12 protein-coding genes and 3 pseudogenes are annotated in these 12574 nt (G+C 54.7%); 8 read left to right on the top strand and 7 right to left on the bottom strand.

Features of this window, described 5'->3' with window-relative positions:
* Positions 1–59: 59 nt before the first annotated feature.
* Positions 60–347: a hypothetical protein gene (locus KRAC_RS00960; protein ID WP_244421908.1), complete on the bottom strand. Its 288-nt coding sequence runs from the start codon at positions 345–347 to the stop codon at positions 60–62.
* 106 nt (positions 348–453) lie between these two features.
* Here KRAC_RS00960 and KRAC_RS75120 point away from each other — a divergent pair, with 106 nt between their 5' ends.
* From KRAC_RS75120 to KRAC_RS75130, 3 genes are read left to right on the top strand one after another with little or no spacing between them, the layout of a single operon-like run.
* Positions 454–759 (top strand): hypothetical protein, encoded by a 306-nt coding sequence (locus tag KRAC_RS75120; protein WP_040441687.1) that lies wholly within the window; start codon positions 454–456, stop codon positions 757–759.
* Positions 734–1126 (top strand): hypothetical protein, encoded by a 393-nt coding sequence (locus tag KRAC_RS75125; RefSeq protein ID WP_244421909.1) that lies wholly within the window; start codon positions 734–736, stop codon positions 1124–1126. Before KRAC_RS75120 ends, KRAC_RS75125 begins: the two co-directional genes overlap by 26 nt.
* Before the next feature lie 13 nt (positions 1127–1139).
* Positions 1140–1784: a transposase gene (locus KRAC_RS75130; RefSeq protein WP_040441691.1), complete on the top strand. Its 645-nt coding sequence runs from the start codon at positions 1140–1142 to the stop codon at positions 1782–1784.
* 230 nt (positions 1785–2014) lie between these two features.
* Here KRAC_RS75130 and KRAC_RS00980 read toward each other — a convergent pair whose 3' ends face one another.
* From KRAC_RS00980 to KRAC_RS78025, 3 genes and pseudogenes are all read right to left on the bottom strand, one after another.
* Positions 2015–2581: a recombinase family protein gene (locus tag KRAC_RS00980; protein WP_007903785.1), complete on the bottom strand. Its 567-nt coding sequence runs from the start codon at positions 2579–2581 to the stop codon at positions 2015–2017.
* A gap of 126 nt (positions 2582–2707) precedes the next feature.
* Positions 2708–3418: a group II intron maturase-specific domain-containing protein gene (locus KRAC_RS75135; protein WP_244422079.1), complete on the bottom strand. Its 711-nt coding sequence runs from the start codon at positions 3416–3418 to the stop codon at positions 2708–2710.
* Between the two features lie 90 nt (positions 3419–3508).
* Positions 3509–3931, bottom strand: a pseudogene (locus KRAC_RS78025) (reverse transcriptase/maturase family protein); the annotation flags it as partial.
* Here KRAC_RS78025 and KRAC_RS00990 point away from each other — a divergent pair.
* The 3 genes and pseudogenes from KRAC_RS00990 to KRAC_RS79155 all read left to right on the top strand — a co-directional run.
* Complete coding sequence (locus KRAC_RS00990; RefSeq protein WP_007903786.1) at positions 3930–4133, top strand: hypothetical protein; 204 nt, start codon at positions 3930–3932, stop codon at positions 4131–4133. The pseudogene KRAC_RS78025 and the gene KRAC_RS00990 sit on opposite strands and share 2 nt — an antisense overlap.
* Positions 4126–4968, top strand: a pseudogene (locus tag KRAC_RS79150) (recombinase family protein); the annotation flags it as partial. The gene KRAC_RS00990 and the pseudogene KRAC_RS79150, both read left to right, overlap by 8 nt.
* Positions 4969–5086: 118 nt before the next feature.
* Positions 5087–5221 (top strand): annotated as a pseudogene (locus KRAC_RS79155) (recombinase zinc beta ribbon domain-containing protein); the annotation flags it as partial.
* Positions 5222–5743: 522 nt separating this feature from the next.
* On the opposite strand, the gene KRAC_RS64990 reads toward KRAC_RS79155, so the two are convergent.
* Positions 5744–6490 carry a reverse transcriptase N-terminal domain-containing protein gene (locus KRAC_RS64990; RefSeq protein WP_244421910.1) on the bottom strand — a complete coding sequence of 249 codons (747 nt, stop codon included), beginning with the start codon at positions 6488–6490 and terminating at the stop codon, positions 5744–5746.
* Between the two features lie 914 nt (positions 6491–7404).
* On the opposite strand from KRAC_RS64990, the gene KRAC_RS01000 reads away from it, so the two are divergent.
* Positions 7405–8202, top strand: a complete 798-nt coding sequence (locus KRAC_RS01000) for a DUF899 family protein (protein ID WP_007903789.1) — start codon at positions 7405–7407, stop codon at positions 8200–8202.
* A 974-nt stretch (positions 8203–9176) separates the two neighbouring features.
* The gene (locus KRAC_RS01010; protein WP_007903790.1) at positions 9177–9845 is read left to right on the top strand and encodes a Type 1 glutamine amidotransferase-like domain-containing protein; all 669 of its coding nucleotides are present in this window, start codon (positions 9177–9179) and stop codon (positions 9843–9845) included.
* Here KRAC_RS01010 and KRAC_RS01015 read toward each other — a convergent pair.
* Entirely contained in the window at positions 9835–10656 is an 822-nt protein-coding gene (locus KRAC_RS01015) for an IS5 family transposase (protein ID WP_007903793.1), read from the bottom strand. The genes KRAC_RS01010 and KRAC_RS01015 overlap by 11 nt on opposite strands.
* A gap of 290 nt (positions 10657–10946) precedes the next feature.
* A complete protein-coding gene (locus KRAC_RS01020; RefSeq protein ID WP_007903794.1) occupies positions 10947–12551 on the bottom strand; it encodes a UxaA family hydrolase in 1605 nt (534 codons plus the stop codon).
* Positions 12552–12574: the final 23 nt, after the last annotated feature.

The raw sequence follows: 12574 nt of genomic DNA on the forward strand, positions 1-12574 counted from the left end.
ATCCCCGCTAAGGATTTTGGGGGACGATTCTGCCTGGTTTTCTCCCCGCTAAGCTTGGTCTATGCTATCCCATACTGCTTCATCCAGTGACTCAGGTTGCGGCGCGTGGTTCCGTACTTCCTGGCAATCCAGGTCTTCGTCGCGCCATTCTTGAGGAGGGCCGTTATTTCTGCCTGATAGGCATCCAGTTTGCTTTTGCCAACGCCTTTGGGGCGACCCAGTGGCATCCCCTGCTGCTTGCGTGCCTGGAGAGCTTCGGTAGTCCGCTGCGAGATCAGGTCCCGCTCAATATGGTTTTTTTTGCATATCCCCCCGAAACGAGTACACCGTTTCGGGGGGATATGCAAAAACCCCCATACGCACCAACTTAAGAACGGCTGAGGCAAAAAGACGCTCCATCTGCGATGCTAGGAACAAGAAAAACGTGATAATCATCTCAGAAGGAGCAGTGACATGGAAAAGGTATCACCGATTGAGCTATCGCTGAAACAGGTATTGGAAGAGCGAGCCAATGTGTTGGCTTGCGAAACAGGGTGTATTAAACGGCAGAGAAAATTCAGCGGAGCCGATCTGGTTCAGACGTTTGTCTTCGGCTGGCTGACCCATCCCGATGCGAGTTTGGAAACGCTGGCCTCGATGGCGACCATCCGAGAAGTGGAGGTGAGCGATACAGCAGTCCACAAGCGCTTCACGGAGTCTTGTGCTCGGTTCGCGGCTATCGGTGCTCGAAGAAATGGTCGCTGTACTGGTGTGTGCTGAACAGCCAGTGCCACTCGAATTATTGCACCGTTTCAAGAGCGTGGTGCTTGAAGAGAGCAGCAGTATTACTCTGCCAAAGGAATTGGCGGACTGTTGGGCAGGCAGCGGTGGAGGCTCGGGAGGAGGAGAGGCAGCTGTCAAACTGCATGTGCGCTGGAACCTGACACGTGGTCAAATCTCAGGTCCTTGCTTGACCGATGGACGGGTGTCCGATCAATGCAGTCCTTTCCATGAGGCGTCCCTGCCCACCGGAAGCTTGTACATCGCTGATCTGGGCTATTTTGATATCGAGGCAGCCATGCGCGCGTCGGCAATCCGGGAGCTTCACCCTCACGCGAGCACGAACGAACACGGCCTTCTTCACTGAGCAAGGTCGGCGCTTGCACTTGCAGACCGTTTTGCCTCCACGAGTGGGACAAACCAAAGAGCTGCATGTGCTGGTTGGGAAGCAGCAGCGGTATCCGATGCGGCTGTTAATGGTTCGTGTGCCTAAAGACGTTGCCGAGCAGCGACGCCAGAATCTGCTCAAGGATGCGTCGCGACGCGCACAGCCAGCATCCGCGCGTGCTCTGACATTGGCGGATTGGACGATCCTGTTAACCGATGTCCCATCCAAACGCTTGCGGCTGGAGGAAGCGTTGGTTCTCCTACGAGAACGCTGGCAAATCGAATGGCTTTTCAAGCTTTGGAAGCAATACGGGCACATTGATGAGTGGCACACGACACACTCCTGGCGGGTGTTGTGCGAACTGTATGCCAAGCTGATCGGCATGCTGATTCAACACTGGCTCATCGTCCTGCTGGCCTGGCAGAATGCGCAGCGCAGCTTGGTTAAACTGGCCCAGGTGATACGCGATACTGCTTGGACGCTGATGGAAGCTCTGGCTGGTCAGCGCGAGTTTGCGGCGGCCTTGCGCTCGATTGCGCAACGCATGCGTGCCGGATGCTCCATGAACACCCGGCACACACATCCGAATGCGGCCCAACTCCTCAAAGATGGGTTAAACTGGTCCATTGGTCCTTAAGTTGGTGCGTATGGGGGGATATGCAAAAACCCCCATATTGGGAGAAGTTAGAGGTCTCTTGTTGTAAATTTTGGAATTCCGTGGGTCTTCCGCTCCTTTGGTGAAGGATGAGCTTATTGAACAAAAACCCTGTGCTCTTTGAACAGAGAACCAGAACCTCGCTCTTGTCCTAGTGAAGAGCTTTCACCAAACCCGCGGAAGACCCATTCCGTGAGCGGTAATTTTGACAATTAGGTGAGTGGTTCAGCGTCTTTGACATAGCGATACAAGGTGGCACGGGAGATTCTCAGGGCAGCACAGATTTCTGGAATGGAGTGACTCTGATCAGCAAACATCTGCCGAGCCAAAGCCACTTTCCCATTGGTCTTGAGTTTCCTGAGTCGCCCACCAACTCTCCCTCTCGCTCTGGCCGCCGATAACCCTGCATTGGTCCGTTCCCGAATCAGGTCACGCTCAAATTCGGCCAAGGCCCCCATGAGGTGAAAGACGAGCTTCCCGCCGGGTGTGGTGGTGTCAATTTGTTCCGTCAAACTCATAAACTCAATCCCTCGCTCCTGAAGACTCTTGAGGAGTTCGATGAGATGCTTCAAGGAGCGTCCTGCCCGATCCAATTTCCAGACCATGAAAGTGTCACCTGGTCGGACATATGCCAGCGCTTCATTCAGTCCCTTGCGCTCGGCTTTTGATCCGGTAATCTTGTCCACAAACCATTTTTCACATCCCGCCGCTTTGAGAGCATCAATCTGGAGTGCCTCGTTTTGTTCGTTTTTGGAGACGCGCACATAGCCAATCTTCATAATCTCCTCCATTTATCTCAGGTTTTCCGTTGACAGCCTGACCTGGCGGGTAAGGAAGCCACATTGCTGTGACTTCCTCCCCTTGAAACTGTGCATGCGCCTCTCAACGCACACAGCTTGAGCACATCACGAACAACACGGCTCCTTCTTCTCGTTCTGTTTTGATCGCACGGCGACTGTGTTTTTCTCTGTCAATTCCCGGTCATTGAATTGCTGGCAGTCACGCATGGCCCGTTCGGTCTTCGCGTGAATCTGCTGATGACAGAGCAGATGAACCAGCGCAAGATTGTCATAGGCATTCTTGCCTCCCAGAGACCGAGCCAGGAGATGGTGAACCTGTAATTCTTCCTCATTGAAGAGGGATTCGCCACATTCTGGGCATCGACCTTTCTGTCTCTTGACGAGCTTCTGTTTTGAAAACGTCAGATCGCGTGCTTTTGCGGTTTGCCTCTCCCTCCAGTAGTCTCGAAGGGTAGGATCATCAGGTGAGAACCTTCCTTTGACCAGCGCATGCCGTTCTATCGGGAACCAACTAAACTTGAGTAATAATGCTCCTGTTTGCTTGTCCCCAAAGACCCAGTTGTCGAGTCGATCCACATTCAGACGACCCCAGTATCGGTGGTATCGCCAGGTTGCGGATTTCGTCGGATGCATGTGTCTGGTGTAGCGAACTGTTTTGTGGAATATCCAGCTATCCAGTTTGTGGAAGGTCTCTTTTGCCACAACCGTGCGGAAGTAGTTGGCCCAACCTCGAATAACAGGGTTGAGTTTTGCTAGGACCCTGAGCACATTGTTTCCCTGCCCCTTGTGCCAGAGGTCTTTGAGCTTCTTCTGCACGTTTTGGACTGATTCTTTGCTGGGTTTGATAAGGAGTTTCCATCCCGTCCGCGAAGTCTGCGGGGCAGGGTATTGTCGAACGTTAAAACCTAGAAAATCAAATCCCTCTGTTAGGTGAACAATGCGGGTCTTTTCCTCAGATAGGGCCAGACCTCGTTCTTTGAGCCATTCCACAAGGATTCTTTGCACCTGTTCGGCATCGTCCCTACTTTCGCAAAAGCAGACAAAATCGTCTGCGTACCTCACCACTGCACGTTCTCCCTTGAGAGAACCCTGGGAACTGTATTTGACGCCAATGGCTTCTTCCATTCCGTGCAGTGCGATATTTGCCAACAGCGGCGAGATTACGCCTCCCCCAATGTTGCAAAACTGATTCTGGGGTTCGTGTATCAAGTAGTGATCCCGCGTAGCCACCTTCATGCGAGCTATGGAGACGGTTTTCACGGAGCCCCACTTCATGGCACTGGGCGTTTGGCTGAAGGTGTACAGACGCGGGATCAAGGAGCACATCATGACCAAGCGATCTTACCAGGCTCCCCTCGTGTTGGAGGTGCAGGTCATGTTTGAGCCCAATCGCCTTGAGCAGGCCGTTCTGCACCAAGCCTATCGCTCTCTTGTGCCTCTTGTTCGACGGCAACTTCCTGCTCAGCCAGTCATCACTGAGCACGTTTTCCAGAACCGACTGATGTCGGAGAAAGGAAACTGTCATGGATGATGTGCAGGTGGGCATCTACGCCCGCGTCTCTTCAGATCAGCAGAGTGATGCCAAGACCGTTGAGAGCCAGGTCAGTGAACTGCGTGCTCGCGTGGCTGAGTTGGGTCTGTCCCTTCCTCCTGAGCATGAATTCATTGATGATGGCTACAGTGGGGCAACGCTCATTCGTCCTGCGTTAGAGCGATTGCGTGATGTGGTGGCTGCAGGAGGGCTCAACCGCCTTTTTGTCCACTGCCCTGATCGGCTCGCACGCAACTATGCCCATCAGGTTCTTCTGCTCGAAGAATTGCTGCATGCTGGCGTCGAGGTCGTCTTTCTCAATCGAGAAGTAGGGCAAACCCCTGAAGATCAGCTGTTACTGCAAGTGCAAGGCATGATTTCCGAATATGAACGCGCGAAGATCTTGGAACGTAGCCGCCGCGGGAAACGGCATGCGGCGCACCTGGGAGCGGTGAGCGTCTTGAGCGGGGCTCCCTACGGCTATCGCTATGTCAGCAAACACGATGGGGCAGGAGAGGCTCGCTTTGACGTCCTCTCAGAGGAGGCCCGTGTGGTTCGGCAGGTCTTTATCTGGGTGGGACGCGATCGCTGTTCCATTGGGGAGGTCTGCCGACGACTCACTGCGGCCAAAGAGCACACCAGAACGGGCAAAACGGTCTGGGATCGTGCCACGGTCCGCGATATGCTCCACAATCCAGCTTACAAAGGGGCAGCCGCCTTCGGCAAGACACGTCTGGAGCCATTGCGACCACGACTCCGTGCGCAACGAGGGCGGCCCCTGCAGCCGCGGCGAGCCGTTTCCACACACGATATGCCTCCTTCCGCCTGGTTGAGTATTCCTGTTCCAGCCCTCGTTGATGATGCGCTCTTCGACGCTGTGCAAGAGCAACTGAGCGCGCAACCAGCAACGGGCACGTCTTGGACAACGAGGAGCGCGTTATCTGCTGCAGGGCTTGCTGGTCTGTGGGCGGTGCGGGTATGCTTTCTATGGGAAAGCACTCAGTCCCAGTGCGCGAAAAGGCCATCCACGAGCCTATGCGTACTATCGCTGTATTGGGGCGGATGCCTATCGTTTCGGTGGTGTCCGGCTCTGTTGGAACAAGCAAGTCCGGACAGATCTGCTCGAAGAGGCTGTCTGGAACGAGGTGTGCACCTTGCTAGAGGATCCAACGCGCTTAGAGCAAGAGTATCGGCAACGACTGCAGACTTCGGAGCAAGAGCCATCCCCAGAACTGAGAGGGCTCCTGGCAGGTCAGGGGAGGCTCCGGCAGGGGATTGCTCGCTTGATTGACAGTTATGCGGAGGGCACCATCGAGAAGGCAGAGTTTGAACCGCGGATCAAACGGATGCGAGAACGGCTCGCACAGGTGCAAGAGCATATTCGACAGATCCAAGATGAGGCCAGCCTGGAACAGGAGCTTCGACTCATCCTTGGACGGCTGGAAACCTTTGCTGCGAAGGTGAAAGAGGGGCTACATGACGCTGATTGGCTGACGCGTCGGGAGCTTATCCGAACCCTTGTCAAACGGGTGGAGATTGATGAGGAGCAGGTCCATGTGATCTTTCGCGTTGGACCTCAGACTCCTCCTTTTCCCTCGGACCATCACTCGCTATGTTTGCACTATTGCGGGAGGAGTGATGACTCCGCCTTGCGGAGTTCCACACTCAGTCGCATGGAATACCTCTTGCTCAACATATCCTGCCTTGAGCCATTGCTTAATCAGTTCTCTTCCTGGAACTGGACCGATTGCCTTGAGCAGGTAGTCGTGCGAGATGTTGTCGAAGGCTCCGCGTATGTCGGCGTCGAGAACCCATTTCTTGGATTTATTGGGGCATGCCAAGAGATAGATTTTCCCGATAGCGTCATGACAGCTTCGGCCTGGTCGAAACCCATAGCTACTGCCCTCAAACTGAGCTTCCCAAGTAGGTTCAAGGGCGTTCTTGACCATTGCCTGAAGACAGCGGTCCGTCACAACGGGAATTCCGAGCGGCCTCCGCTTGTTCTTGGCCTTTGGAATGTAGACGCGGCGCGCTGGCTTGGCTTTCCAGAGGGAGTAGTGGGCAAGCATGTCGACCATTTTCCCTCTGGCGGCTGGCGTTTTGATCACCAGTTTATCCACTCCAGGCGTCTTTTTCCCAGCATTAATCTGCACTACCCGCCGAACACTCACCAGTCGGTTGGAGTAGCTTTTCAGCATGAGTTTTTGGAGCGAGCGCACCTTTTTCTGGTTGCCCTCTTGTGTTGCCCGAAAGATTCGCTGTCTCAGATTACGAACAGTCCGGTTGGCTTTACGCCAGTTGATGGCGTTCCAGTCGGTCTGCTTCTCGGCTCCGTTTGCTAAGCGTGATGCTTGCATCTAACTTTTCCCTCGATGAGTAACCTTCACATCGGTCTTTGGGTGATGCACCAGGATCACGTCAGCCGCCTTTCAGCGTGGGTATCTCCGTTTCCGGCCCTATCTGCCCAGTTATGGATTTCTGTTGCCTTTCGGCTGGCAGCATTCGCTTCTTGACCCCTCCTCTTCCCACTAAAGAGTTCTGCTTTCCTTACGGTCGGCTTACTCAGGCTATCGACCGCTCCTGAGACTTCATTGGGGTTTTCACGTTCCACATGTGTGAGATACAACTGGGGAGGATGCCTTCTATACTGCGAGGACTGGGTATCCTGTTCCATAGCTCAAAGCCTATGGGGGCCATTGTCCTTTCATCATCGTTTCAGCCAGTTACGATGACCTCAAATAACGCAGCCTCATCAAAGGTTCATTTCCATTCATCCTTCCAGTTTTCCTCTAGCCCGATTGCCTCATTCGGCTTGAAGCTCTCTTGGGCGTTATCTCTCGCTTTCCACGTCATCGTTACCAGCGACGCAGAGAGAGATTGAGGACAGTCCCGGATACAAGACAGGGAGCCTTTGCTCCACTCAGCACAAGCGGCCTCGTGCCGCACTTTGAGATTCTGATTATGAGATAGGTTTTGAGATTTTGTAAGAGCCGAGGACGTGCTTGCGGAGATAATGAGCCGCTTTCTAGAAAAGCAGAACCAAATGTCTCAAGAAACGGTCGATTTCGAGAATCTTCTTCACCACTTCTGTCCACAAAGCATGCCGCATACCCGGCCCAGGCTTTCGGCAGCGGACCGAGGATTTGAGCAAGATCGAAGAAGTTTTTTTCTTTCTCTGCCAGTAGTATAGGTATACTTGCAAATGTAATTTCATCTCTGCTCGCCATAAGTCATCCTGAATGCAAGAGGGAGAAGAAAGAAGGAGACACCTATGAATACACCTGATCAGCACAATTTCACCACCGGCAGCGACACTTCTGCGCTGCCTGCCGTGGTCGACCGGGCCACCTGGCAGGCAGAACTGGACACTCTGCTGGTTCGGGAAAAGGCGCACACCCGCGCCGGGGATGCGATCGCGGCGGCTCGCCGACGGCTGCCGATGGTGGAGGTAGACCCCACCATCACGCTGATCGGCCCGCACGGACCGGTCCCGCTGCTGGAGGTCTTCGAGGGCAGGAGGCAGTTGATCGTCTACTTTCACATGTGGCACACCGGTCAACCCGCCGAAGCCCAGTGCGAGGGCTGCACCTTCTTCACCGGCCAAGTGCGCGAGCTGTCCTACCTGCATTCCCGCGACGTCACCTACGCCACGTTCTGCGAAGGCCCGTACGAGGAGAGCGCCCGTTACCGCGACTTCATGGGGTGGGACGTCCCATGGTACTCGGCGCAAGACTCCGCCGACGCCCTGATCGCCGGGCGCGGCTTCGGCATGCTGGTGTGCTACCTGCGGCACGGCGACCGCGTGTTCGAAACCTACTGGAACAGCTGGCGCAGCACGGAGGTGATGGGCTCCAGTTACGGGCTGTTGGACATGACCGTGTACGGTCGGCAGGAGACCCATGAAGACTCGCCCGCCGGCTGGCCGCAACACTGGGCAAACACCGGCGCGCAGTTCCGCACGGACGGACGTCCCACCGCCCAATGGTCCCGGCTTGCCGCCGGACGCTCCGACGACCTCGGCACTGGTGCTGCCGCCACCGCCCCACACTGCTGCCAAAACGAGCCGTGACACGCGCGGGAAAGCAACGAGCTGGTGCACCGCCTCAGTGACCCTCCAGCTCGTTGCACCCTCTTGGGTCTCACCTTTCCAACGATTTTGGCATAAACAGTTGAGCTTTTTCCAGGAACCCTGATCTTCTTTTTCTGGGAACAAAGAGCGAGGTATTTAACAATCAGAGTTCAACCGGATTTGGTATAATATCTACAGCATCTACTCACTGTTCGCCTATTCTTCAAAAAACAGGTAAAAATGCTTGCGTACACGTGTTCCTGTACCTCTCGAAAGGTCTTTAAGAGCTCACAAGCCGCCTTTCACACAAGAGAGCAAACACGTTTTGGCTCGGACGGAGCCTGAAGGCGCGCTTCGGCTTGCTGAGAAGCCCCCGGCTTTATGTACGGAATCTTGATAGAGATGAAAAGCGTGTTGTAGGATACCAATGGAGAGGCAGCGAGGGGGAGCTCCCCTCGTTCCAGGGAACTGAAGACCCCTGCCCGGCTTTTGGGTAGACCCCTCACGGCTGATTGGGCGATGCGTGCAGGACCCCTCATACGCATCTGGGTTGATCCCTTGTACATGAATGGGTGCGCCGCATCGGCAGTTCCTTGCCTCTCCCACCAGAGCTTTGATCGCCGTTTTCCTCCTCCTGTTCGCGCCAACGTCATTACGCGCTGGTTTAAGGTTGAAATGACATCTTTTTTTAAGAGCCTGTTTTGAAATTCGCGAATGCTGGATGGCCAAAAGGGCAAGATTGGAGAAGTTTTTTACTTTGCAAGATAGTAGAATGTCTTGCAGGCAATTTGGCTGTTTGTGGCTCCTGTGGTGTTGGAGAGCGGGAGAGCTTTGTTTCAAGACTGACAACGAGAGCAGACGACTCACGTTGAGAGAAACGCAGTTGTTCCGTTCTGGGGTCGTTCTGCTTCAGTCTCAAAGAGAAGGACTGGAGGAGCCTTTCGGCTCCCATTCAATCAGCAAGGAAAGACATTATGAAGTATCTTCTCACCTCGTCTGGCATTTCCAACGACAGCATTCGCAACGCTCTGGTTGATCTGCTGGGCAAACCCATTGCCGAGTCCAGTGCCCTCGTCATTCCCACTGCGTGGTACGCCTACCCTGGTGGTCTTGCCGGAGTCTACCAACTGATCCACGGAGTGGCCAAGAGTCCCTTTTGCGAATTGGGTTGGAAGTCGTTGGGAGTGCTGGAACTCACCGCTCTCCCCAGTATCAAGAAAGAGAATTGGGTTCCTCTGGTCCAAGAGGTTGACGCCTTGCTGGTTGGAGGCGGTGAGGTGTTTTATCTGTGCTATTGGATGTGGCAATCGGGATTAGCAGACCTCTTGCCGACGCTGCGGCGCGAGGCAGTCTATGTGGGGCTGAGCGGTGGGAGTATGGTGGTCACCCCCCCCATCGGAGCCTACGACGACCCTCAATTGACGGAGAGCCGCAGCGACAGAATGCTGGGACTGGTTGACTTTACGTTGCTTCCGCACCTGGATGCCGACTATCTGCCGGACAACTCCATGGCCGACGCAGAAAAATGGGCCGCCGGGATACCAGTACCGGCGTATACGATCGACGATCAGACCGCCATCAAAGTGGTCGATGGCGTCGTTGAAGTTATCTCCGAGGGCCATTGGAAACGGTTTACTCCCTAATGGTGTGTGTGGGAACTGGTTCGTTCTTGCGCGCCAAACGAGCGAGAAGCAGCCGGATCATTGCCACCTGGATCAGGGTTTCGCTGGTCTGTACTTTCCGTTCATAATCCTTGCTCATTCTTCGATTGCGAGAGATCCAACTGAACGTGCGCTCCACTACCCATCGCCTGGGCAAGATGCTGAATCCTCGCGTGCCTGGTTCACGCTCGACGACTTCCAGTTCCCACCCACCTTGTGCTTGGCACCAGGCAGCCAACTCCTGACCACGGTACGCTGCATCGGCCCAGATCTTTTTGAGACGGGAATACAGTGGAGCAAGTCCAGCAAGCAGGCATCGGGCACCTTTCCCATCGGGCAAATCAGCGGGAGTGACATACACAGCCAGGAGCAGGCCAAGCGTATCCACGAGGATATGACGCTTGCGTCCTTTGACGCATTTATGGGCATCGAAACCACAGATCGCAGCAGACTCTTCAACGGTTTTGACGCTTTGCGCATCCATGATCGCCGCACTTGGCTGGGCATTTCTCCCAACCCGCTCACGTTCGGCTTCCCGTAGCGCTGTGAGTAGCCGAAACCAGATGCCTTTCAGGCGCAAGCGCCGGAAATGGTAGAAAACGGTTTGCCACGGCGGAAAATTGGCTGGCAGGTAACGCCAGGGACAGCCAGTGCGCAGGACGTAAAAAATCGCGTTGAAGATGGCTCGCAACGGGTGTGCTGGTGGTCTGCCACGTTTGGACACAGCGGGTAAGTGGCATTGCAGACACGCCCACTCTGTATCAGAAAGATTGCTGGGATAGCTCGTATTCATTCCTTCAGTCTATCATGTGAGGCCATCTTCGTGATTAACAAAACAGGCTCTAAGAGAGAAAAGAGTGATCATTTTTTCGCTTCAATGGCACATCATGTCTCTGAGCATGCTTCTCACGCGCTGTCAAGGGAAAGCGCAGCGACCTTGATAGCGCGTGAGAAGCATGCTACACTCGCACAGCCATTGAGGCAAAACACCCTCAATCGACTCGGAATTTTACCGGCGCTGACACCTCCACATACTCTTCTTTTCCTGGCCAAGATCCCATACGCATCAGCCGTGGGGAGTCGTCACATGGTTGCCCCCAGAATCCAGGGAGCGAACTCTTCTTCACCAATATCCTGCGCCTCACTTTTACTCTTTTTGCCACTGGCCACGGCAATCACCTCCTCGAGAATTTGCCGTCCAATCTCCTCCGCACCCACCCCCTCGCCCTCGAGAATGACGCCAGCGTTGAGATCCATATCATTGCGCATATTCTCATACAGAGGAGTATTCGTCGCGACCTTGATAGAGGGAGCAGGTTTGAAGCCAAAGCAGGAGCCACGGCCGGTGGTAAAGACCACAATGTTTGCTCCTCCTGCGACCTGGCCCGTGACGGAGACAGGATCATATCCTGGCGTATCCATGACGACCAGGCCACGTTCCGCAATTGGCTCGGCATACTGGTACACGGCATTCAATGGTGAGGAACCCCCTTTTGCAATCGCTCCCAGTGACTTCTCATAAATAGTCGTCAAGCCGCCAAGTTTGTTGCCAGGAGAGGGATTATTATCCATTTCCATGTCGTTGATTGCCACATACTGCTCCCACCAGCGTAACCGCGCGAGCAGCTTTTCGCCCACCTCCTGGCTACGCGCACGTCGTAGTAGCACGTGCTCGGCTCCATAGATCTCAGGCGTCTCACTCAGGACGGCGGTCCCCCCCTGTCTGATCAATTCGTCAGCACAGTAACCCAACGCAGGATTCGCCGTAACACCGCTCCAACCATCGCTCCCACCACACTGAAGCGCCAGCGTGAGTTCGGAGATGGGAACTGGTTCACGTCGCACTTCATTCACCTGTGGAAGCAGTTCACTGATCAGGCGCACTCCCTCTTCAACGGTCTGCGCAACGCCCTCATGCTCCTGAAGGGTGAGCGAGAGTGGTTCCTTCCACTGCCTCCCTGCACTCAGCCCCATCTCATTGATCAGGTGAGGAATCTGATTACTTTCGCAGCCCAGGCCCACCAGCACGTAGGCACCAACATTGGGATGGGAGGCCATACCTGCCAGCACACGCTGCAGCGTTTTGATCCCCTGACGTCCCATCGCACAGCCATTTTTATGGGTTAGACCAATGATTCCATCTATTTGAGGATAGCGGCGCAGTATCTCTGGCCCAAAACGCTTCTGGATAGCCCGGATCGTACTAGCAGAACAGTTGACGGTGCCAATCAGTGCCAAGTAGTTGCGCGTGCCAACCCTGCCATCGGGTCGTTTATAGCCCAGAAAGGTACGCCGCTGGTGAAGCGGGACAGGGTCGACCAGGCGTAGCTCGCTCCCATACGTATACTGTTGGTGGAGTGTACCCACCGCGAGATTATGTGTATGCACATGAGAGCCTGCTGCGATCGTTTGAGTCGCAAAACCGATGATCGAGCCATAGCGGAGCACCGGCTGACCCTGCGCAATCCCTCTCAACGCCAGTTTGTGACCTGCCTGGATACGCTGTCCGACCTCAAGCAAACGGCCATCAGGCAAACGCAGAACAAGGCCCCTGCTCAATGGCAGGCGAGCAATAGCAACATCATCGCCTGCCTGCAAAAGGACAGCAGCCTCCTGGAGGTCGATGGGTTTGTCATGAGGGAAAGCACTTCCCTGTATTTGCAAACGCGGTAGTAATGGCTTGTCCATCTAAAAATTGCGCCATACGGGGA

Origin of the sequence: Ktedonobacter racemifer DSM 44963 (assembly GCF_000178855.1) — a bacterium.
Classification (GTDB): domain Bacteria; phylum Chloroflexota; class Ktedonobacteria; order Ktedonobacterales; family Ktedonobacteraceae; genus Ktedonobacter; species Ktedonobacter racemifer.